The 22,221-nt window shown below is 60.0% G+C and carries 16 protein-coding genes, 1 tRNA gene and 2 pseudogenes; 12 read left to right on the top strand and 7 right to left on the bottom strand.

Features of this window, described 5'->3' with window-relative positions; translation table 11 throughout:
• The 5 genes from NKH78_RS00615 to NKH78_RS00635 all read left to right on the top strand — a co-directional run bounded on the left by NKH78_RS00615 (position 1) and on the right by NKH78_RS00635 (position 7,267).
• Positions 1–2,745 (top strand): Z1 domain-containing protein, encoded by a 2,745-nt coding sequence (locus NKH78_RS00615; RefSeq protein ID WP_352571013.1) that lies wholly within the window; start codon positions 1–3, stop codon positions 2,743–2,745.
• On the top strand, positions 2,735–3,748 hold the full coding sequence (locus tag NKH78_RS00620) for a PD-(D/E)XK motif protein (protein ID WP_352881549.1): 1,014 nt from the start codon (positions 2,735–2,737) through the stop codon (positions 3,746–3,748). Before NKH78_RS00615 ends, NKH78_RS00620 begins: the two co-directional genes overlap by 11 nt.
• A 110-nt stretch (positions 3,749–3,858) precedes the next feature.
• Positions 3,859–5,568, top strand: a complete 1,710-nt coding sequence (locus NKH78_RS00625) for a hypothetical protein (protein WP_352881551.1) — start codon at positions 3,859–3,861, stop codon at positions 5,566–5,568.
• Positions 5,565–6,473 (top strand): hypothetical protein, encoded by a 909-nt coding sequence (locus tag NKH78_RS00630; RefSeq protein ID WP_352571007.1) that lies wholly within the window; start codon positions 5,565–5,567, stop codon positions 6,471–6,473. Before NKH78_RS00625 ends, NKH78_RS00630 begins: the two co-directional genes overlap by 4 nt.
• A complete protein-coding gene (locus tag NKH78_RS00635) occupies positions 6,470–7,267 on the top strand; it encodes a DUF6339 family protein (protein ID WP_352571005.1) in 798 nt (265 codons plus the stop codon). Before NKH78_RS00630 ends, NKH78_RS00635 begins: the two co-directional genes overlap by 4 nt.
• A gap of 423 nt (positions 7,268–7,690) precedes the next feature.
• On the opposite strand, the gene NKH78_RS00640 is transcribed toward NKH78_RS00635, so the two are convergent.
• Positions 7,691–7,867, bottom strand: coding sequence for a hypothetical protein (locus NKH78_RS00640; protein WP_352571003.1), 177 nt, complete (start codon positions 7,865–7,867; stop codon positions 7,691–7,693).
• A 324-nt stretch (positions 7,868–8,191) separates the two neighbouring features.
• On the opposite strand from NKH78_RS00640, the gene NKH78_RS00645 reads away from it, so the two are divergent.
• Both NKH78_RS00645 and NKH78_RS00650 read left to right on the top strand, forming a co-directional pair.
• A tRNA-Arg gene (locus NKH78_RS00645) sits at positions 8,192–8,263 on the top strand.
• An 865-nt stretch (positions 8,264–9,128) separates the two neighbouring features.
• Entirely contained in the window at positions 9,129–10,184 is a 1,056-nt protein-coding gene (locus NKH78_RS00650; protein WP_352881556.1) for a SpvB/TcaC N-terminal domain-containing protein, read from the top strand.
• On the opposite strand, the pseudogene NKH78_RS00655 reads toward NKH78_RS00650, so the two are convergent.
• The 5 genes and pseudogenes from NKH78_RS00655 to NKH78_RS00675 all read right to left on the bottom strand — a co-directional run.
• Positions 10,124–11,170 (bottom strand): annotated as a pseudogene (locus tag NKH78_RS00655) (ParB/Srx family N-terminal domain-containing protein); the annotation flags it as partial. The gene NKH78_RS00650 and the pseudogene NKH78_RS00655 sit on opposite strands and share 61 nt — an antisense overlap.
• Before the next feature lie 467 nt (positions 11,171–11,637).
• Entirely contained in the window at positions 11,638–12,441 is an 804-nt protein-coding gene (locus NKH78_RS00660) for a hypothetical protein (protein WP_352571001.1), read from the bottom strand.
• A 39-nt stretch (positions 12,442–12,480) separates the two neighbouring features.
• Positions 12,481–14,190: a hypothetical protein gene (locus NKH78_RS00665; RefSeq protein WP_352881560.1), complete on the bottom strand. Its 1,710-nt coding sequence runs from the start codon at positions 14,188–14,190 to the stop codon at positions 12,481–12,483.
• A 311-nt stretch (positions 14,191–14,501) separates the two neighbouring features.
• Positions 14,502–15,389, bottom strand: a complete 888-nt coding sequence (locus tag NKH78_RS00670) for a hypothetical protein (RefSeq protein ID WP_352570997.1) — start codon at positions 15,387–15,389, stop codon at positions 14,502–14,504.
• A 290-nt stretch (positions 15,390–15,679) separates the two neighbouring features.
• Positions 15,680–16,666, bottom strand: a complete 987-nt coding sequence (locus NKH78_RS00675) for a 5'-nucleotidase (protein ID WP_352570995.1) — start codon at positions 16,664–16,666, stop codon at positions 15,680–15,682.
• Between the two features lie 293 nt (positions 16,667–16,959).
• On the opposite strand from NKH78_RS00675, the gene NKH78_RS00680 reads away from it, so the two are divergent.
• The 5 genes and pseudogenes from NKH78_RS00680 (at position 16,960) to NKH78_RS00700 (ending at position 21,275) form a co-directional block, all read left to right on the top strand.
• The gene (locus NKH78_RS00680) at positions 16,960–18,048 is read left to right on the top strand and encodes a hypothetical protein (protein ID WP_352570993.1); all 1,089 of its coding nucleotides are present in this window, start codon (positions 16,960–16,962) and stop codon (positions 18,046–18,048) included.
• Positions 18,038–18,748, top strand: coding sequence for a class I SAM-dependent methyltransferase (locus tag NKH78_RS00685; protein WP_352570992.1), 711 nt, complete (start codon positions 18,038–18,040; stop codon positions 18,746–18,748). The genes NKH78_RS00680 and NKH78_RS00685 overlap by 11 nt, the downstream gene beginning before the upstream one ends.
• A gap of 141 nt (positions 18,749–18,889) precedes the next feature.
• A complete protein-coding gene (locus NKH78_RS00690; RefSeq protein WP_352881565.1) occupies positions 18,890–19,021 on the top strand; it encodes a hypothetical protein in 132 nt (43 codons plus the stop codon).
• A gap of 95 nt (positions 19,022–19,116) precedes the next feature.
• A pseudogene (locus tag NKH78_RS00695) lies at positions 19,117–19,707 on the top strand (SOS response-associated peptidase family protein).
• A 248-nt stretch (positions 19,708–19,955) separates the two neighbouring features.
• A complete protein-coding gene (locus NKH78_RS00700) occupies positions 19,956–21,275 on the top strand; it encodes a hypothetical protein (RefSeq protein WP_352822184.1) in 1,320 nt (439 codons plus the stop codon).
• A gap of 198 nt (positions 21,276–21,473) precedes the next feature.
• On the opposite strand, the gene NKH78_RS00705 is transcribed toward NKH78_RS00700, so the two are convergent.
• Positions 21,474–22,145 (bottom strand): hypothetical protein, encoded by a 672-nt coding sequence (locus NKH78_RS00705; RefSeq protein WP_352570989.1) that lies wholly within the window; start codon positions 22,143–22,145, stop codon positions 21,474–21,476.
• Between the last annotated feature and the right edge of the window lie 76 nt (positions 22,146–22,221).

Genomic DNA, 22,221 nt, shown 5'->3' on the forward strand with positions numbered 1-22,221 from the left:
GTGACGAAGTCGTTCGCGTTTTTTCATTTCAGCTTGCAGCCGATGGCCTGCGGCGTACAAACTCCATTCGGGGCGATGAGTCTATTCACAGCGGGGCGGGCGATGTCGGTATCAGCGACACAAATGGATGCGTTTGTCAGGCAGTTGCGCGCGCGACTGTCATCGGCAGACGGCCTGGATGATGCGGCTCGCCTCGTCCGGCAGGACCTCGAACCGTTTCTTGGCCGCTTCTCGGACGAGACCGAGCAGGATTTTGCCGCCGCCATCGAACAGGTTCGCGGATCCATTCGCCCCGTCGAAATTCTCAGGGTCAATTCGATCTTCCGAATCCGCCAGGACTGGTATCACGGGCCGGCGGAGACTGATCGTCACTGGCCCGCGTTGCGGGCATATCTCGTCGACTCCAAGGGCTGGTCCGCAGACACTGTGGATGACCGGATCGGCAAGGCGTCGAACGAGATCGTCTCCCTGCTCGAAAATCCCTCGAAGGAGAGCTTTGCATGTCGTGGTCTGGTCATTGGACACGTGCAGTCCGGCAAGACCGCCAACATGACCGCCGTCATCGCAAAGGCGGTCGACGCCGGCTACAATCTGGTGATCATTCTGGCTGGCCTCACGAACAAGCTTCGCAAGCAGACGCAGGGGCGCATGCAGAAGGATCTGGTCGATCGGCTGAGAGACCAGTGGCAGCTCGAGACTCGGGATGACGAGCAGGGTGATTTCAGGATGCCGCCCAATGGCGGCTTTCCGATGCCTGTGGAAGGGGCAGCGCAGCTCGCAGTCGTGAAGAAGAATGTTGCTCCGCTCGGACAGTTGCTTCTTACATTGGAGCGCACCCTGCCCGCGATTCTGCGCCGTCTCAAGGTCCTTGTCATCGATGATGAATGCGATCAGGCGAGTGTGAACACAGCCTCGGGCGAGTACGATATGACTCGCATAAACGAGAAGATTCGCCTCATCCTCAAGAAGATCCCGGCAAATTCCTACGTAGGATATACCGCGACACCGTTCGCAAACGTGCTCATCAATCCCTTCCCTGCTGGAGGAAGGGAACTCGACGACCTCTACCCGAAGGACTTCATAACCGCGTTGCCGACACCAGGAGGTTATTTCGGGACCGAGCGTCTGTTCGGCCGCCCGCCTGTCGACGCGGATTCCCCGCAGCCGGAAGAAGAGGGCCTCGACATGATCCGGGAGATCCCGGAGGACGACACGGCGTTCCTTCAGCCTCCGAGCCGGGCAGAAAAGGATCATTTTCTGCCTCGCATGACGGAATCGCTCGAAGATGCGGTTCTGTATTTCCTGGCGTCTTGCGCAGCGCGACGGTTCCGAGGCGATGCAGACAGCCACATGTCGATGCTGATCCACACATCAGCGTATGTGATCATGCATGAGCGACTGGCCACCTTGGTGAAGGCATGGCTCGAGGTGATCGCCGACCAGATCACGGACCCCGGATCTGCTCTTGGGACACGGATGCTCGGTCTCTGGGAGGCCGAGCAGCAGCGCGTGCCTGATGACCTGTGCGTCTTGCCCCATGTCACCGGAGATCAGCTGATGCCATTCATTCCAGCGGTCCTCGAGGCGCTGGAAGTTCCTGTTGAGAATGGCACCAGCGAAGATCGGATCGACTACGATGGTCCTCCACGGACGTACATCGTCGTCGGCGGCTCGATCCTCGCTCGCGGCCTGACTATCGAGGGCCTGTGCGTGAGCTATTTTCTGCGCACATCCAGCCAGTATGACACGCTGCTGCAGATGGGGCGGTGGTTCGGCTATCGGCCCGGATACGAAGACATGCCGCGCATTTGGATGACCGACTCGCTCAGTACGGCGTTCCGTTCGCTCGCCCTCATCGAGGCCGAGATCAGGGGGGATGTGGCGGAGTACGCGGTCCGCAAGACGACGCCTATGGAATTCGCGGTAAGGGTGAGGTCGATCCCGGGGATGGCGATCACTGCCGCAAGCAAGATGAGAGCGGCGATCCTTACCGACGTGAGCTATGCCGGCAAGCACGTGCAGACAATCCGCTTCGATCATCGCAGGCCTGAGATCGTCCGGGGAAACTGGACCGCCGCCGCCCATCTGATGACACAGGCCACCGACCTCGGATTGCGCGACCGGGAATCGACGCGCATCCTGTTTCGCGGTGTCCCCGGGCGCCTGATAGTGCAGTTTCTTCGGGCATACTCGGTGCAGGCGTCCCACAGGGAGCTCTCAGCCGAGTTCCTGCTGGGATACATCGAGGCATCTGGCGACAGCGCGCGAACATGGAACGTCGGAGTCGTCGAACCGAGGAGCGGGGAGCCGTCGGCAACACCGATGGGCGAACTTGGCCCGGTACGGCTTTCGACAAGAACGCGACTGGAGCGGCCGGATGATTTCGCCGACATCAAGGCGCTGATGTCGCGAAGAGACGTCCTGTTCGACTGTGCCGATGGCGGAGAGGCCACGGCAGAGACAGATTGGACCAGGCTGAAGGCCGTGCGCGCAAGCGTCGTCGGCAACGTGCCGCTCCTGCTGCTCTATCCGATCGACAGGAACTCGACACCGAGAAGGCCGTCGGGCCAGCGCGTCGCCCTTGAAGCCGTCGGGGATCTGGTCGGCTTCGGGATTGTCTTTCCCGGGTCGGCAGACGGCTCAGGCGGATATTACAGCGTGAGACTGGAACCACCATCGGCCGACGATCTCGAAGATATTGAAGACGAGATCGCGGAACAGCTCGAGGCCGGCCGTGTCCACTGAGCCGTCGCTCGAAGAGTGGTCCATGCTGCGCCGTGGTGGTCACGCTTCGAGCGAGCTCGGGATTCCCAGCGTGGATACGGGAATCGAGACCGGCTTCGGAAGCGTTCGTCTTGCGCTGGGCAATGCGGGCGAGCTGCGCGTGCTCCTCCCGATAAGACACAGCGAACGGATCGCGCAGGTCCCGAGCAGTCCGTCGCTTGGGATCGGCATCGCGACTTACTCTCTCAATGGTGTCTCCGTACGCTATCTTGACATTGTCTGCCTGGCAGCCGGCCTGGACGGGGTCTTTGCGGATGTCAGCGCGGAGATGATGAAGCGTATCAGGGCCGGCTTGTCTCCAGTCGACGCCTGCGCGTCGACGCTCGACGACTTCAGATCGCTGCTCGCCGATCCGACTTCTGGAGTAACAATCCAGGAAGTGAGAGGTCTCGTCGGCGAGCTCCTGATGCTCCGACGGATGCTTCGGCTTGATGCGCGCGCTTGGCAGCTCTGGCGCGGCCCCATGATGGAACGTCATGATTTTCGCGCTGGCAGACTCGCACTCGAGGTCAAATCCTCCGCGAGGGTGACGGGACTTTCGGTCCAGATTTCAGCGATCGATCAGCTGCTCGCTCCAACGGGAGGCGTGCTGCATCTCGCGCTATATCAGCTCGAGCAGTCGACGGGCGGCGACCTTTCCGTGTCGAGATTGGCCGCAGAAGCCACGTCGATGGCGTCGGACTCCCTTGGGGTCCGGAATCTTCTTGCGGCTGTCGGCTGCGCTGACCCGAACGCTCCGGTGTGGAACAGGGCGAACTTTCATCTTGAGGGCGAGCACCACTATGTTGTCGGCGACGACTTCCCCAGGATCATCCCGGAGAGCTTCGCGACCGGGGCGCCGCCCACAGGCGTTACCATCCTTTCCTACTCAATCGACCTTGTCGCTGCCGAGTCCAGCCGTCTGGCTGCCGTTCGTGCCGACGCTCATGTCAGCGAGATGATCGCATGCCTCGACCACCCCTGACACTGCACTCCGAGGCATATTCGGCTTCCGGCAACCTGGCCGCCGACGGCTATCTGAAGCTGCTCGGTGCGCCCTCGATCGATCTTGTCCAGACGGTGGTGAGGGAGGCCGTGCAGAACAGTTGCGATGCCGCCCTGTCCGACGGCGGAGCCGAGGTCCATTTTCGGTTGCGTACGCTTGATCCGGAACAGGCCGCGATTCTGCGTCTCGACATCCTGAGCCAGCGACCGCTCGACGGCAAGGCGGCGGGCAGCCTCGACGATTTCCTGCATTCCGAAACTCTGCGAGTGCTCGAGATCTGTGACTTCGGCACAGCCGGTCTCGCCGGACCGACTAGAGCTGACCTGGCGTCCGATGACGAGCCAACTGACTTTGTCGATTTCCTGAGGAACGTGGGGTCACGCCGCAACACCGTGCACGGCGGCGGCACATACGGCTATGGCAAGACTTCTCTCTATCTGGCGAGCCGCTGTTCGGCGATCGTGATCGACAGTCAGACCTCCCTTGCAGGCGATCCCGTCCGCCGCCTCATCGCTGCCCAGCTTGGATCAGCATTTGACGCGGACGACCCGCACGGAGTGAGACGAAGGTTCACCGGAAGGCACTGGTGGGGTATTCCCGCCGACGGCGATGAGTACGTCGACCCGATCGAAGGCCGGGAGGCGGCGGACCTTGCCGACGCGATCGGCTTTCCTGCGCGCGACGCTACCCGATCAGGCACATCGATCATGATTCTTGACCCCGCGTTTGTCGGCGCCGATGGCGAGCATGCGATGAGCCTCGTACAGGAGGCACTGCTCTGGTTCTTCTGGCCCCGGCTCATCGAGGACACGCCCGAGACCCGGAAGATGCAGTTCCGCGTTTTCATCGAGGATACGGAATATCCACTGCCGCGGCCTGAGGACTTTCCTCCACTGGATCTCTACGCGCGTGCAATGAAGGCCTTGCGGACCGATCCGGCGAGTGGCGAGGAGATACGCTCCTTTCGGCCGAACAGGGTGCTTGGTCGCTTGAGCATGGTTCGAGGGCTCCGGGCAGATCGAATCTCGCCAGCAGGTCGTGAGGGTAGCCTGTTCCCGGAGCGATCCGCCGCGATCGCAGTGATGCGGCCCGTGGAACTGGTGGTTCGCTACTACGAAGGTGTGCAGCTTCCCGATGATCGCTTCGAGTGGGCTGGTGTCTTTATCGCGTCAGATGAGCAGATCGTCGAGGCTGCCTTCGCAGAAGCAGAGCCGCCCGCCCACGATGATTGGCAATTCGAGGCGCTCGCCGACAAGGAGGCGCGCAGTATCGTGCGGATCGCCGTCCGCCGCATCAAGGTTGCCGCGGCAGAATATGCAAATCCGCCGGCGGCGGCGCCGATCGGCGGCGATAATGGACCGTCGCTTGCGACGGTCGCCGGCCGGTTTGGACGGGTACTCGAGGGTGAAGGCGAAGGTGCAGGTCCTCGAGCTCCCGGGGGCGGTGGTGGCGGTGCAAGCCGTGGTGGCACCGGCGTCACTCGGCCCTTGTTCCTGAGACTGGAGGAAGGCCAGGACGGGCCTGTCGCGGTTTTCGAAATGGTCGTGAGGGGCGACGGCGCGGCAAACTCGCTGCTTCTTGAACCTGCACTTGTGATGGACGGCGGCACCGCAGCCGAAGCGCCGTCGACCGTCAAACCTCGTGTGCTCGACGCTCGCAATGAGCTCGGAGAATCGCTCGGCAGCGGGACGCGGATCGAGATCGGTGATCGAGTCGGCAGGTTCGAGGTGGCTGTTGCGATGCCATCCGATTGCGCCGTGACGCTCGGTGCGCGACTGTCCGCGGCAGCCGACACATGAGCCGTATCGCCTTTCCATTCCTGACGCTAGGGACCGACGCCGTGCAGGCCGGCCCATGGGTACTCGTCGAGAACGATCGTGAAGTCGTGATAGAAGATCCCTGGATTGCGGACTGGGACAGCGGACGCGACGTGACCCTCAGGCGCCGGATTGCTGTCGATCTTGATATCGCCGCCTCACAGCTGCGGATCGACATCGCGCAGCTCGCCTTGGTGCTGTTGATGCGCGTCGGCACGGGTTCGGGCAACATGCCCCGAACGATCATTGCGGCGACGCGTCGCGAAATTCGCGCTGGAGAAATTCTTCTCGAGGAGCGAGTGGCGGGACACGGCCTTTCCCAGCGCCTTCTTGCCGAGACAATGATCCTCCTCGGCCAACCCGGTTCAGGCGCCCACACGCTGTCTCCGTCGCGACCAGCATCGAGGCTCTGGTCTGACCGGATCGATCTGCGTCTCGAGGGCGAGGAGCCCAGATTCCCGATGGAATCACTGAGTTTCTCCCGCCGCTTCGCTGGAAGGCCGGAAGCCTATGCGCCATGGTACCTGCACTGGGCCCCAGGAAACCTCCACCGGGACTTCGGCGGAGCTGTGCGACTTTTCCTCAACAGCGATCGCCCCGACTTCACCGAGCGTCTTCTCGCCGGCGATCGTGCCACCCTCCAGGTGGTGCTTGCCGATGTCATGACGCAGATCATCGCGACATCGCTGCGACAGTCCGATTTCGAGCAAGCGGTCGCTGAGAGCGACTCCAACTCCATAGCAGGTAGAGTCGAGTTCTGGATCCGGCTGGCCTTTCCCGGCCAGGACATCCAGACGATTCGGAGCATGCTCGATCTAAGACCATCCTCGTTCCATGCAGCGGTTCTCGCCGCTGCGGACGTCGCGACCGAGGAGGCTCGCGCATGAGCGTGGCACTACTGCCGAGACTCGACCGCATCGCAGTCGACGCGTGCCTTTCGTCTACAGCGGGTCTCATGGTGACCGTCGATGCTGGGCTGGAGTCTGCCCATTTTCCTGTCGAGGCAACTTATGCTGCGAGCGGTGGAAGCCCGGTGCCCGACGAGTTCCTCCGGACACTCCGATCGGCTCTGCTCGAGATCGGGCATGCCTGCGGATTTCCGGACCGAGGTAGCGCCATCGAGCGAGCTCGGTTCGACGAACTTGCATCCATCCACCTTGCACAGGTGCCTGAGTTTGAAAGCGGAGAAGCACTGCGGGATGACGTGTGGGCGTTCCTCGCGACGGTAGTTCTGCCTGACCTTGTGGCATGGCGATTCGCCGGAAGGCCGGCCGAGCGATTTCAGGGAGGCATCCGCAATGCATTCCAGAGGCTGTGGATGAGAGGGCGAATACTCGACAGAGGTCCTCTGACCGGCCGCCGCTGGGAGCTGCTGGCAGAGCTCACGGAAGATGCTCTTGTCCAGATCACCGAGCGCCCATCCATCGGAAGTGACGCGCGACTTGCGCGCGGGTTCGCCGAGGCCTGGGTCAGGGCGGCAGGTCGGCTCGGCCGTCCGGCTATGGAAGATGTAACGCGGGAAGCTATCATCCGGCTGAGACTGCGGAATCAGATCCAGGTCCTCTCTGAGATTGAGGATTCCGAACTGGGGACCGTCATGGATTCCTTCTTCACCGGAGACAGTACACCGCCAGCGCCTGCCAAGCCCGGTTGGGTAGGCCGCCTCCTCGGTCGGACCTGATCAGCAATTGGCAGCAGTTTTGTTCGTAGGAAGGATGCGAATGCGCTCGCGGTTCTATCAGTCCCTGAAACTGTCTCAGGGTCGGCAACGAAGGGCAATCTACCTGGCAAGGTGAACCGAGCGAGCCTCGCCGCCATCCGACATGGGCGGGATCTCATCCGGCTGCGGAACGAGTGCGTGCGAGCACTGTAACCGCCTTCCGGAGTTGCGCTTCGTCGAGGCTGGCAAAGCCGAACCGAAACGCCTCGGGCGCGTTTGCCGCGTCCAGCGTCAACCGGATTCCCGGCGTGACGGCAACGCCTGACCGAGCTGCAGCACTGGCCCAGGTCTCCGCACTTCTACTTCCACGCAATCGTAGCCACAGCGCCAAGCCTCCTGCTGGGAGGTCGAACGTGACGTCTTCACCCAGAAGCCGGCGATTTCCTAGGCCAGGAAGTCGCGCCGCGCTGCATAGATCCGCCGCGCTTTGCGGGCGTGCCTGCGCAGTTCGCCGTCCTCGATAGGCGCTGCCAGCGCTTGGTTGGAGCGGCAGGTCGCTTGGCGGTCGATCGCTTCGCGCCGGTCCGCCATGCGGGCAAGGATGTCCGGCCGCGCGGCCACGCAGCCAACCTTACCGCGGGCGCGAGCAATTTAGAGAGAGAACCGACATAGACGATGGCTTGGTCCGGATCCGTCCGCGCGGCAAGCGGCAGCACGGGGCGACCGTCGAAACGGTACTCATGATCATAGTCGTCTTCGCCACATCGATACCCTGGGCGTCGACCGGCACACCGATGATCTTGGCGCCTGCCGCTCGGAACGCCGACCAAGCGTCGGACAAAAAGCTGGGGTGATCAGCGCTCGTCGAAAGGCGCGCGCCAGTTCAACGCGAGGCATGATCCTCAGGATCGGGGGATCCGTCCGACACGCGCAACAGGGATAGCGAGGCCTTTCCGGTCTCAGCCATGCTGATTCCTAATCTGTAGGTCACAGGTTCGATTCCTGTCGGGATCACCAATATTTTCAGGTGCTTAGCAAATTGCCGCCGTACTTTTTTGCAAATTAGTACGGCAATTAGTACGGCGTTTTTGATGGCCAGTCGGCAGCGCTGATATGGATTCGTGCGACATCCATTGTCTTGTTGCGGGGATGCGCAACCGCTGATACCGACATTTCCTTCAGATGGCGATTTGAGGTTCGAGTCTGTCGAGAAGACTCGCCGCACCGGTCTCGTGTTGATAAAAAGCGTTTTTCTGAGATTTTCGTACTGGATTGTATCACAGTTTGTATCTCAAGCTGTATCGCTCAATGCGGAGCCGATATTAAGCTCGTAGTGGCTCAATCTCGAAGCTTGGAGCATCGCCCATACGCTAACCGGCGCTAACGGAGAGGATGCCTGGGGCGCCGGTCTAGACGAAACGAGCGCCGTGGCCCTGGTCCTCCGCAGTTCTTTCGGAACTTGCGCGTGAGCGTCAGCGACGTTCGTAAGGGCAATAGTCTGCGTTGCTATGGTTGATCAATCAAACAGCGGCCGATGGCACCCGCAGATCGGCTTAGGGCGTCCTTGGTTGTTCAGAGACAATCTCTCATACGCTCACCTCTCCTAAAAATTTCCCTGTGGATATTCCCTCTATGACGATGCGGTGTCGTATTCGTTTGGTCGCGGCTGAGTAGAAGTAACCAACTTGGGCCCGGGGGAATCATGAACAAGTTGCTTGTTGGCGCGGCATTGCTTGCCGCTGGTGTCTTCGGCGCGGATACATCTTTCGTTTCTTATATTAGAAGCTCCGCAGGGATGGCGGCTTTTGCGCAGGAGGCGCAAGGAACTTCGTCCGACCCTGGCGCGCCCGCAAATGGTGGCCTTGGCAATGGCGGAGCAGCTATGGGCAGCGGCGGCTCATCGGATCAGCCGAGTGCGGCGGATGAGCCCGCTTCCGGCAGTGCACCGGCGACCGAGGCCCCAGATGCAGCGGCCGCGGTCGGCACGGCGGATCAGTCGACCGACAGCGAGGCTGCACCCGAGGAGCCGGCCGCGGCGGCTGCCACCGCGACCACGACCACGACAAGCGGCGATCCGGAAGCGATCGGCACGCCGAAGGTGGATCTGCCGAAGAGTTCAGGCAACGGCAATCTGGGCTATGCCATCGGCATCGACGTTTCGGACTTCCATGGCATCGAACCGTCGATCGCATTGACCTATGATTCTTCCCGCCGGACCAAGACAGGTGGGCTCTACCAGGGCTGGCTGGGCTATGCCTGGGGTCTCGGCGGCTTCGACGTCATCGAGCGGGCAAGCCCGGGCTACGGCATGCCGGCCTTTACCGCCAGCGATATCTACCTGCTCGACGGCCAACAATTGGTCGCCTGTGTCGCCGGTATGGTGTCGCCGTCATGTTCGACCGGCGGCACCCATGCGACCGAGAATGAATCCTATCGCCGCATTGCGCTGAACGGCACCACCAACGAGTGGAAGGTGACCGATCGCGACGGCACCGTCTCCACCTTCCGCTCGGTGGCGGCGGTCGCCAACCTGACCCCACCTGCCGGCACGCCGGCCCATGATCTGGCGTACAGCTATCGCTGGCTGCTGACCTCGGTCACCGACACCAATGGCAACAATGTCGCCTATACCTACACCTGTCCGGCAAGCCCGGTCTGTTACCCCGATACGATCAGCTACAACGGCACGGTCGTAAAATTCTATCTGGAGACACGGCCCGACCTAATCCTGATGGGCAATGGCCGCGATATCTCCGAGACCAGCCAGCGCATCAAGGCCATCGGCGTCACCGTCGGCGGCTCCCTGCGCGGCGCCTACAAGCTGACCTACGATCAGGCGCCGTTCTCCAACGCCTCGCGTCTGATCGCCGTCAGCCCGTGCCCGGCGAGACAGATGCTGGTCGGGCGGATTTCGAGGCAGTGGGCTTCCGCACCCTGATAGAAGGTCTGCGCGGCAAGCGTATGGGTCACCGCGACCAAGGGCGATGTCCGGCTTTTCGCCAAGCGCAAGGCGAAGCCCAAGCGTCCGATGAGCGGTCAAGTCGCGAATGAGAAGGTCCGAGAACGGCTTGCCGTCGTCCTCCGCTTCTTCGTCGCTGCCGCCATTGGTATCCGAACCGCTGCCGTCTTCGATGATCTCGCCATTGTCGTTGAGGGCGTAGTCCTCGCCGTCTGACCGCGTTTCCGCTTCCGGTCCCGCCTGCTCATCCTCGGCGCGAATGAAGCCACGTTCGATGCGCGCCGCGCCGTCATAGGAAAGCACGACAAACACGCCGCCATGCGAAACAATATCAGGATCGTAGGCGTGGCGCGAGCGTCGATGCGCTCGATCTCCGCTTCAAGCTTACCGAAACGCTGATCGACATCGTTGGGCAGTTCCTAGGCGCTATCCCATTCCTCCGCGAGCCGGTTGAATTCGTCGGATGCCGTGGCGTAGGCGGCTTTGTCTTCCTCCGACAAATCCACCGGTTGCGGGTAGGTGCGGCGCAATCCGTTTGCGTGCGGGTAGTCGATATGGACATCTGCCCATTTCCAGCCTTCGGTCTGCCTGACGGTTTCCGCGATGCCTTGCAGCTTCATTTCATGCGCATCGTTCACGGTGTCGATGACGCAGCGGATCGGTTCGGTCTTCCTGATCTGCTTGCGCTTGACGCGCAGCAATTGCGCCAACCTGCGGCCTTCGCCGATGCTGACGAAATAGAAGTCGGTCTCAGCACCCTCCCCGTCAAGCTCCGGCTCGACCACAAGGTTTTGCAGGATGCCCTTGGCGGGGATACTTGCCGCATAGGCTTCGATGATCGCCTCGCTGTGCGGGGTCTTGCGCGCATTGCGGGGCGACTTCTTCAGCTTGTTCAGCGGAATGAAGACCTCGGTGCCGCTTTCGCCGGCATTTGCGGTCTTCGCACTTGTTTCATTGGTCGTCATGGTTCTGGTCCTTTCCCGTTACATGCCGAAGGCATGCCCCTCGGCATGCCTTCCCGGGCGCGTGAGCGCGCGGCAGAGAGGGGGCGAATGCCGGCGAGCGGAGCTGGGCTGCGCGTCGAGCGGGGCGGATCGGATCAGTTCAAACGATGATGGTCATGTCGCGCCTTGCGAGCGAGCGGCTTCGCTCTGCGCAGGTGGCATTCGCGGGGGAGAGATGGCCAAGACCATCTCTCCCATACTTTGGAGGACGCGGGTCCTAATCCTAAAAGCAGCAAGACGCCGAAAACAGTCATCCGTCGCCAGTTCTCACCGATGAGCGCAAATGGCCGAGAGTTGACCGTCAGCTTGCAGGACGAGATTGCTTGAGCAGTCGTTCTCGTCTCATAGACAACCCACGTTCCGTGCTACTATTCAATGGGATTGCGGCTCGCCACGGAATGAGAAGTCGGCGTCTACGACGAGATCGGTCAAGTCGTGCCATCCAGGCGTGACACGGCCGCTAAGGCAGCGATTAGATTTGCATGGATCCAGCGTGCTTTCTCATCAGCGGTCATGAAGCCATCGAAGTACGAGGCATAGACGCAGAAGCTCAAGTCGACCATGTCGTTGCGCATTCTGTCCATTCGCTTGACCGGTTGACTGCCGCGTCTGATCCACCAGAGCAGATGAATGACGAGTCCAAGCGCATATCGGAAGAGATAGGTCCGAGCGATGCGGATGTCTCCGAGGTTCTGCCATGGCAGGCAGTAGGCGTGTGCCAGATTTTCCCATACCTGCATGGCGGCGCCGTAAATGGTTTCCATCATCGCGGTCGAGTATTGGTTGTTCGTCCTGATGATGCGGATCTCGGCCTTGGTGAACATCTGCGCCTCCATTTCGGGCAGCGATACCGCTATGTCGACCGCACCTTCGATCAGCTCCGGGAGGAGGCTGTCTGCAAAATTCCAATGATCGCGCAGTTGCTCCAAGATGGGCGCATCATCAACTGTGGCGCGCCTGATCGTGGTAACCATCTCAAAAATGATGCCTGCCATTCCCTTGAACTGCATACGCTCATGCAGGTCCGGCTCGGTCGGGTCGAGCCGGATTATCTCGCCGTTGGATCGCAGCAGGATCAACTGATCGGGGAAGTCGCCGACGACCGACAGGCCGTGCTTGATGGCTTCCAGCGACCGCTGTTTGTAGATCTCGATCCAGGCATAGTCGGCGAGCACCGCGAAGTTATGTGGACTCGCCTGAAGATGGGATCGCAACTCCTGCGATTGCAGCATGCTGCTGTCGATAACCAGAGACGGCAAATCGATTCCCCATTATTCCACTGGATTGGCGGCCGGATCACCGTTGAGGACCGCGATGATGGCTGCCAACCCGTCAAGAACACCGCCGGCCAGATGCTCGAAGTGGGCGCGATAGGTCTGACGCTCGGCTATGGCCTTCCTTTGCTCTTCCGCTTTGGTCGTTCCGCCAGTGTGGGCCGTCAGCGTGCTTCGGAGTGCATGCAAGCGCTGCAATGGCGCAATCGTAGCTTTAGCCTTTTCCGCAGGAACGCCGGAGGCAACCAGAATTGCCTCGATCAGCCGGAGCGAACGCCAGTTAGTCTCGACCTGCGCCTCACGGTTGGTCGCGATTTTTCGCAGTTCACTTTCCTTGAAGCCCTCTACGACGAGCTGGTCGAGATGCATGATTTCATGGCCCCACTCGGCCGCGTTATCCTGGGACGGGTACTGGGCGGCCAGCCGTACCGCCTCCCCACGAGGGATCCACCAAGGCGGACGCAACCCATCCAGCGCAGTCGTATCTCGCTTGAGTTCGTCCAAGGGATCCGCGTCATTTGTCCACTGCCCCAGAAAATCGCTGGTGAAGCTGCGCTTCGAGATTGGTGCCTTGGGCTCTTCGTTGAATGATTTCCAGTACAGCTGCTCTTCGTAGGGCAGATGGGAGAGGTCCTGCAGGTAGGTGTGGACCTGTCCGGCCTCGTTGATGTCGAACGAACGAAGCTCCCAGACATCGCGACACCGGATCATGCGACCGTCGATCTGGTACTTATCCGTGTCGGCCTTGTATTTCGACATGACGTCTGCGCGGAAGAAAACCGGGGAGAGCTCAAACGGCAGGCCCTCGACGGCATCGAAGTAATTTGTGCTGGCTCCTGGCACGGCCGAACAGGTTGCTATCCGGCTGTACCGAGCATCCTGGATTATGAAGTCGGCATGTTGCCTCTTGAACCGATCCGACGCCGTGTTTTCGTCCTCTATCGCCTCAGCCAGGGTCTTGTTTGGACGGACGATGATCCATCCATTCACGAAGCTGGATCGGCCGGGAACCCGTCCCGAATGATACGCTAGGTCAGGTGCTGCGAAGCTGTCACGCTCGGCGTCCTGCCAACCGTCAAAACCCACCTTCTTGTGATCGATCCGGGTAAAGTCGAACTTTGCGGCGAGGACCGTCTGAGTGACCGCCATGTACTTCACAAGATCCTCGGTCTTAACGGTGACCAAGGTTCCACTATGGCCTTCTTCGTCAGCCGGAAGCTGCTCGACCTTGATGATCGGTTCAATATCACCACGCCGGTTCACGCGACAGTATGCGTTTCGCTCTCTCAGGAAATGAACGTCCAGCGCCTGGACCAGTCGTTGGTCTAGCTCGACATATGGATCGAGGCCGTGCATCCGGCGCCGGTACACCAACTGCTGGCCTCCGGCGAGCGGCGAGCCGCCGCTCTCTCCAATTCCGGCTTCGAGATACATCCGCTCCGGCTCCCCGCCGCCCCAAACGTGCTCGAGCCGCCAACTGGAGCTGGGATCAATGAAGACAGGTCCGAGTTTTGCGTGATCAACCGGGTTAGCCTTCTCTGCTTTCATCAGAACCGCAAAGAGATAGAAACACTGCGCGCTGACATAGATTGGGGTCCATTGTCCTGTCAGGACGAGCTTGAGGTACTCCACCGACTCGGCTGCGTTCTCCAACCACTGGCCGGGTCTGTCATCCGGTACGCACGTGTACTTCTGAAGGTTTTTCATGGCAGAGCGTGGAGATCGTTGGAGTCTGCGAACTGGTGGATGAGACGATCTCCGCTCTCACGCGCGACCGCGACATGCTCGTTCGTCAGGAGAAAGATGCGGTCGCCGAGCTTCAAGTACCACCCGCCGCCGTGCCCTACGCCATGGTCGCGCGATCTCTGAAGATCGGTGTCCGGGACTGCCTCAGGTATTCGGTCATGCCCGCGAGAATTCAGGCAACGCGGCATCCCACTCGGCTTTGGTAAACACGAGATCAGCCATCTCCTTCTTTTGACACCCATTCGTACTCATGCGCGCTGGCGGAGACGCGCTCATTTGACAGTACCAAAGCCACTCTTCGTGATGACGGCAAACATCGCCGCTGAAAACTTTCGGTATTCCATAAGATGGTGGGTCATCAACTCCACGATCGGTATATGCGAAGCGGATGGCCGGAAGGTGACCTTGTGCTGGATGGTCTTTACTGTCCCGTCCGGGAACGTAACTTCGCCGTGAGATTCCATGCGGTCGAGCCCTAAAGGGACATCGTTGTCCATCATCCGCGACTGTCTGGTATCGAAGGCGCGTTTGGGCGTCCGGCGGGGGACCACAATGGGCATGATTGCCTTTGAGGTCTTGCCTTTCGTAGACACCAGCCAGCCCTCGGCCGGCGCTTGAACGACTTGGCGGTGGACGACCTCGTCGCGGTAATCCCGCAGCTCGGCCAGCCATGCCTGATGGGTTTTGACGACCTCGAGGATCCCACCCTGCTGCCCCTTGTCGACCATCTTCTCCAAGGTATGTATCGAATGCGCGACGATGCCGGGCATCGTTCGGGCCGCCGCGACTCCAAGGAAGTCCAGTCCGGACCGGACGGCAGCCAAGAATGCAGAGAGCTCGTGGACGTAAGCCGTGGACTGCCCGCTGTTCACGACCAGCGATGCCGTAGAGGCGACAGCATTCTTGGCCGGCCTGCCTTTGTTCTTCATCGCTGCAATTGCCGCAGCTTCGGCCGTCCCCAACATGGACTTGACGTTGCCGATGTGGTGTTCGGCCGCCTGCTGCTTCCGGAACGAAAACATCAATTGCGTCTCGAAGTATTCCTTGTCGTCCCACTTCTTGAAGATCGGGTGATCTGGCGCAGTTGGAGCGTCATCGATCGCCTTGAGCAGCCCGTCTAAAGCTTCGCGATACGTCAGTGGGTGGGTCGGCTTCTTCATCTGCGGGGTAGCGAGCATGGGGATGGATTGGGACCTTGCCGGATGTTGACCCTGATATCAACAAGGGATTCTAGACCGTGTCCCCGGAGACGCCGGCCGCATGGCTGAATGGCCGAGATAAGGCGCAAACGAACCTGCTCGCCCAGATGACCGCTCTTAGTGACTGGCTGCGGCCGGCTCTCCGTCCGACATGAGGCGCAAAGCCGCGATTCCGCGTTCCATCATGCCCAGATCGCTTGCCGTCAGATTCGTTCGCGCAGCAAAACCGCAACGAGATTAGGCCCGCAGACTCAGCCGGCCGGGATTACTGGCGCAGCCGGATCGTGTGGTCCGGGAACATGGCCGGCAGGGACCACAGCAGACGCGCCGAGGACGTGCTTCTCCTGGTCGTCGAAGAAAATGTGGGCACCGAGTGCCTTCAGGATGGGTGCCTTCTCGCGGCTGCCGACGAAGTGGGCCTCATCAGCCGGGGTCCCCCATGCCCTCAGCGTGCGAATGACGCGCTCGTGGGCAGGGGCGTTCCGAGCTGTGACGAGTGCGATGCGGACCTTACTCACGTTACCGTCATTGAGGAAAACGCGGCGCAATGCCGATAGCTTATGAAGAAAATTGCCAAACGGGCCACGCGCCATTGGATTGGTCGCGTTCTCTGTCTCATGAGCTAGGAAGGCGTCCAGGCCCTTTTCTTTGTAGATTGCGTCGGACTCGGGGCCAAACACGACAGCATCGCCGTCGAACGCGACCCGGACCTCGCCCTGCGGCGTTTCGGCACGATCCTTGGGTGCCAAGCCGAGCCGTGCGGCCGCTGCTCCGCCGTCCACTGCTCCCTTTACGTCCGCGTCCGCGTTTGAGAGAAACAGGTCGATGCCCCACGCCGGGACAAACGGCGCAAGCGATCGTCCGCTAGTAAAACTGCCCGTCTTGACGACAAGCTCGTAATGATCGATCGACCTGAAGGCTCGGAGGGAGAGGTCGGGCGAGTTCTGCGACAAGAGGATCACTTCAACATACGGAGCAGCGTCAGGATCATTCAGCGCGAGTAATCGCTCGACTACCTCAAAGCCTGCACCCTTGCGGAGGATTACGTCCTCCCGTTGGAGTTGCATAGCCGCATACGCCTTGACGCCGTACTTCTCAAATACGCGATGCTCCTCCTCCAGGTCAAAAAGAGCGCGCGTAGAGATCCCGATGCGAAGAGGGCTAGCCCTTAGCACAGCCACCGGATCGACACTCCCCTTTTCGGCCTCGGTCAAAAGCGAGGCTTCCGCCAGTTCCATATGCCCTCCCTCCCGTATTGGGCCCGCCGCAGCGGTGCCCCCCTTCTGTACTTGCGCCATTTCGAAAGAATTGGAGACTTGGGTTCCTTGCCTATCTTTGCCATGCAATCGCTATTTCCTGACTTTTCAAAACGCGAGGTGGTATTGGAAGCATTGTACACGTCGTGGCGAAGGTCCACAGAAGCCAATTTTGCCCCCAATGATGAGGCGATCATTACGCGGGATGCGCTGGCGGAGCAGCTGTACGTCCGGTAGAAAATATTGAGATTGACTTGGTTTGGGGGAAGTCGGCAATGGACGCAGTCAGACGGGTATCGCTATGGATTGGTGTAGTCGGGCGGGCTTCTCTGCGGATATCTCTATGGATTTTTGCTGTAGCTATTGTCTTACTCCTTGTCCTGCACCCGCTGCTACCGGATACGATCAGCGTGCCAGTTTCCCAGCTGGGAACAGTGACGCTGCTGTTGCGCGATCCTTTTCGTCTCTTATGGTCCGAAATCGTTGCCCCGTGTGCCGGTTTTCTTAATCAGCATTTCGACAAGGTTCTTGCCTGGCCTGTGGCTGCGGTCGTGATGGTCTACCTGCTGCTTCGCAGCGGTGTTCTTCCTGCTGTCTTGCCGTCTGCCATGGGCAGAGTTAGGACGTTGAATCTTTTCGGTTTCAAGCTGGAATTAAGCGAGCAGATTACGGAAATCGCGCGGGAGCGCGATGATTTGTCGAAGGCGCTGTCGAGCGTACGCGCGAAGATCGAAGCGCAACTGCGCGTGAAGGTCGTCGAGGCGAACATCCCTCAGAACTTTGCGCGTTTCGTTTCCGATGTGGGTAGTGAGCTCAAGGACCGCAACACGAATTTCGATGGCGCAAAATGCCGCGCGACTATCTACATTGAGGATCCGATTTTCGCGGGACAATTGATGCAGCTTTTGGAATACGTTTCGGGAGATGGAACTCCTCTTCCTGGTCTCGCTGCTGGCCGTTCGTTTTCTATCCGGCGAGGAATCGTGGGCCGCGTATGGCGCTCACACCTGCCAGAAATAGAGGGCGTATTGCCGGACGATCTAGCGACCGTGGAGCCTGAGGACAAATACAAATACATCGCGCGTATTTGGGGGATGACCCAGTTAGAAGCCGAGCATGCGGCGAAATACCCATCTTATATTAGCGTACCGTTCGAATATACGCTTACTCGTTGCGGCGTTTTTTACATGGACTCCACAATGGAGAATGCGTTCACGAACGAAAACAATAAAGCTGGGTTGATCATGTTCATCCAGAAAAAAGTAAACGAGTTGCGCATGGATGGCGCGATTGGCGAACTGGATGCCTCCCTTGCCGCGAGCCGTCTGCAGATTCCGCTACTGGAGCCTTTGGATGCAAAATAGTTATTCTGCCGTCGCCAATGAGTATTATGACGCCCAACTGCATCCTACCTGTGCCGGTTTCGGTGTTGCTAGTGGCGCACTGATGAAGCGGCACTTCGAATTGGTTCCTGACAAGGGAACGATTTTCGAAATCGGCGCGGGACGATCCGGACTACTGGGAGCCATGCCGAAGGCCACCGGCGCCAAGCTTTTGATTTCCGACATATCTCTCGACATGCTCAATCATTCGCGGTCAGCCTTCAACGGAAGGGCAGAATTCCTCGTTTGTGACGCCGGTGACCTGCCCGTTGAATCGTCAAGCGTCGACCTCGTCGTGGCGCTTCTGGGGGACCCCTACAATTCTTCGGCCGTTTGGACGGAAGTCTATAGAGCCCTGAAGAATGGCGGCGGCGTGTTCTTTACAACGCCTTCATGGGAATGGTCGACGGCGTTTCGAAATTCAGCGCCTGGCGAGCGAACCGGCTCGGCCTTTTTCTTCACTGGGTCGGGGAACGCTCTCTATCTGCCATCTGAGATATTGCCTGTTTCAAGTCAGATTCAGCTCATGGGTGACAGCGGCCTCGAGGTTCAGTGGGTCGACCCATTCACGTTAGGGGATCTCAAGAGCGCAGGCGCCAAGATACCCTCCAAACTTGGCGACTATCTCCATGACGCAACACCAGTTGTCACGGCATACTGGGCGACCAAAGTTTCGTTGTAAGCGTAGCGAATTGGCGGTCCAGTTCCATAACTGCGTTGCCAGAACCCTATCGGTCATGGGATCGGTCCCCACATCATGGCACGTGTGCTTGGCTTAGGTGTCGACCGGTCGAGCATGCCGCGCATTGGCAGGTGGTTTTCTGTGAAGCACGACAAGGCGCTGGGCGCGGCTTTCCGCAAATGGTCTGACGAACCGGACCTTGAGCGCATCATTGTGAGCCACTGCGATGTTATCACCGACCAGCCGCGCAAGGTGCTCGAGCGCGTTGCGTAAGATTTCGGGGCATAGCAAGATTTTCGGGGAGGTGGCGCCGCATATAAACCGCGCTATCCGGGTAGTCTGCAACTGACCGAAAGCGTGGGGCAGCTATGTGCAATGACTACGAGCAGCATATCGCTTGGCCGAATATTGCCGCATGATGCAATCGATGGCGCTCGACGTTCCAACCCATCAAACCGAACTGGATTTGCCACAGGCGGATGACATCCGCATCGGTGACCCCGCCCCGATCATGCGCGCCGCCGGCGACACAATCGAACTCACGCGTACGACCTTTGCCTTTCTGCCCTCCGGCCCCAAAGGCGGGCCGATCTTCAACTTTCGCTCGGACGGGCGGAGTTTCGCCAACAGCAAGCGCTGCCTTATTCCGGCATCGCCTTTCTTCGAATTCACGGAAAGAAGTCGCCAAAGGCGAAGCATCGCTTCACCCTCAACGGCGCCCCCTTCATGCGATCGCCGGACTGTGGCGCGACGGCGAAGGCAACAAGCCGCCGACATTCGCAATGCTGACGACTGAACCCGGGCCGCATGTGGCGCCTATCCACAATCGCCAGATTGTGGTGCTGCGCCCGGAGGATTGGGCGGCATGGATACATCTCACAAACCCCGAGGCAGAGCTGTTGAAGGCACTCCCGGCAGGGTCGCTGGTGGTAAAAACCGTACGGGAGGGGAGCGACTGACCTTTATTGCGAGGTTTGCCTTACCTTGGCAGCTGCATTGAGGATAGCGGAAGCCAGGTTGAATTCGGCGCGTCCGGGATCGTAGGGTTGGCAACGATACGTTCACGCGAAACATGTGCACCTCCCGATCACTGATTGCCTAGTGGCCGCTACTTCCATCAGCTACGCTGGCCTCACAACTGAGCACCCTCGAGCCGCACCATAGGCGGTTGGTATCCGGTTTGTGCTGTATGGGGAAGGAGGCACGCGTGTCAGATTTCGTGAAAGAGTGGATGGTCGAACGCAGGGAAAGCCGCTTCCCCAACACTGTGACGATGGCCTTTTTCTCCCCTCAGTCTCAGATGGTTACTTTGGACCAATACAGCCGGAGGGACCTGCCCAAAGCGCTCTTGGCCAACGACCATGGTAAGGCCGCGGAAATCCTGGCGACCATAAGTCATGAACTCACGCATTGGGCTGACGTCGTGGGAACAATTTGGGGACGCGCTTACTTGAAACGCGTCTATCAGGCCTTCAGGCTGCTTCCCACAGCGGGCAAGCCGCCCTCGGAGGCAGACTTCCCGTGGTTCGTGGACCTTTACGACGAGACGCGCCGCCTGACGTTTCCGAGATACTATCAGACGCTAGTAGAACCCAAGGAGCCTCACAGTGCCGCGCGTCCCTGGCAGATCGCCTTTTCTGCCGGCCAGGAGATCGACCCCTCAGGCAGATTGGATCCGTCCAGACCTATCCTGTTCGTTCGCTTCCTAGACCACGAAACCGGCGCCCGCCTCATACGGCAGCCGCTGACTGTCGGCGCTCTCCTGGAAACAACGGCGGTTGCGTCCGAGTATTCGGTTGTCCGTACCTACCTCGAAGCCAAAGTGCCGGAAAACCAACGGACTGCAATGGCCGACGACATAACGAAGGACGGTCTTGCCAGGCTGTACGCACCGAGTCTGACCTTGTACTCCGCACCGGTCCACCTGTTTGCGCACTACGCGAAAATCAAGGACGCTGCCTTGGCGTATCGGCTCGCAGCCACCATCGCGCACCTTTGTCTCAACCTTGGCGACGACCATTTTGAGGGCGTCCAGCTCCCCGACAGCATGGAGCCGTGGGCAAACCTGTTCCCATCCTTCAAGCAGAGGGGCGACCGCGCGTTTGCGTTCGCGGTGATCAGTTCCAATCTCGAACCCTGGCAAGTTGGTATGGACGAGACCAAGTGGATCGATGCAGCGCTCGTTCGGACGGGTCTGCCGGATCGGCGATCGATTATGGAGCAGGCGATAGAAGCGATGGCGATGCACCAGCCCGGAGGACAAGGAGCTCCCTGGGACGAAGCCGAGCGCTACATGCTTGAGCTAGGGCTCGGAGTCGCGAGGGGACGGTCGAACAACCCGTCGTTTAGCCCGATGCACGCTCAATCCTATTCAGGGGTGGTTCCTCCAATGTTCGACTCGGAGGGCGAGATCTATCTGTTCCCGAACGACAAGTTCGACCTTACAAGGTTCGCACCCGAGGCAATGATCGATCTGGATTGGGCTCTGGACGGGTATACCCGCAACCTTCTGTCGGGCTGTCGCTAAGCTCATATGATCTGGCCACTTGAGGGCTCCTACCTTGCGATGCTCTGGAACGCATCGACCGATGTCCAACCCGGCTTTTTTTCAAGCCCGCATCCGCTGACGTACGCTGCCGCGCAGCGACTGGGGCGGCCAAAGCGCGGTGGGGGCTTGACGAGCTCTTCACAGCGTTTTGGGTCTCGGTAGACATGCTCTGAGGATTCATGGCGCGTATTCCACCGGGCCGAAACCGAAAGGCACACTTTCAATGACCCGAAACCCCCCATCGAAATGCTCGATTGCCTTCCAGGCGAGTAGCGCTGCCAGCAACGCGGAAACCTCGTTGCTGTTCTGTCCTTTGACGTAGCCGTAGGCGTCGACCAGGATGCGCCCTGCGTCGGCAAGATCCTCGTCTGAGACTTTTCCCTTGATGGCTGCGATCTGGTTCATGTGGTGAAGCAGTGCCGCCTCACCGTAACCGATGGGCTGTGCAAACGCTCGCAGCCAGGCAAGGGCGATGGCCACCAGGAAGCTGGGAAAGGTTGCCGGCGGTGCTGCGACCAGAGCAGGAAGAGCGTTTGCCCCTGTTGCGGTCAGTGCAATTGCCGGCATGAAAGCGAAAGGATCCCGCACCAGGTTGGAAAGCTTCAGAGAATAGGCGAGTTGCCGGCGCTTGCGCGCCAGCACCATTCCCAGAAATCCCTCGCGTCGAGGCGAGACGATCTCGGGAGGAGCTTCCTGCCAACGACTATCGGCGACGCCGTCGAGCGCGTTGATCGCACCGTGAAGCTCGGTATCGGTCACCTTGGCCAACCGCGAGGGCGAAGGGACTTGATCGAGCAATTCCCTGATCGAAGCGATCTCAGCGGACGTCAGCGACTGCGCGTTCTGCATGGTGCTCCACCTATCCTTGTCTGGTGCCTCGAGCCGGGGCGCTCCGAACCGCCGCGTGACGCATCGCCCCACTATG

Source organism: Mesorhizobium sp. M0910 (assembly GCF_040319465.1).
Lineage (GTDB): Bacteria > Pseudomonadota > Alphaproteobacteria > Rhizobiales > Rhizobiaceae > Mesorhizobium.

Coding starts and splice junctions, on each gene's coding strand:
- NKH78_RS00630 (WP_352571007.1), top strand. CDS start 5,565: ATGAGCCGTATCGCCTTTCCATTCCTGACGCTAGGGACCGACGCCGTG.
- NKH78_RS00635 (WP_352571005.1), top strand. CDS start 6,470: ATGAGCGTGGCACTACTGCCGAGACTCGACCGCATCGCAGTCGACGCG.
- NKH78_RS00650 (WP_352881556.1), top strand. CDS start 9,129: ATGGGCAGCGGCGGCTCATCGGATCAGCCGAGTGCGGCGGATGAGCCC.
- NKH78_RS00660 (WP_352571001.1), bottom strand. CDS start 12,441: ATGCTGCAATCGCAGGAGTTGCGATCCCATCTTCAGGCGAGTCCACAT.
- NKH78_RS00665 (WP_352881560.1), bottom strand. CDS start 14,190: ATGAAAAACCTTCAGAAGTACACGTGCGTACCGGATGACAGACCCGGC.
- NKH78_RS00670 (WP_352570997.1), bottom strand. CDS start 15,389: ATGAAGAAGCCGACCCACCCACTGACGTATCGCGAAGCTTTAGACGGG.
- NKH78_RS00675 (WP_352570995.1), bottom strand. CDS start 16,666: ATGGAACTGGCGGAAGCCTCGCTTTTGACCGAGGCCGAAAAGGGGAGT.
- NKH78_RS00680 (WP_352570993.1), top strand. CDS start 16,960: ATGGACGCAGTCAGACGGGTATCGCTATGGATTGGTGTAGTCGGGCGG.
- NKH78_RS00685 (WP_352570992.1), top strand. CDS start 18,038: ATGCAAAATAGTTATTCTGCCGTCGCCAATGAGTATTATGACGCCCAA.
- NKH78_RS00705 (WP_352570989.1), bottom strand. CDS start 22,145: ATGCAGAACGCGCAGTCGCTGACGTCCGCTGAGATCGCTTCGATCAGG.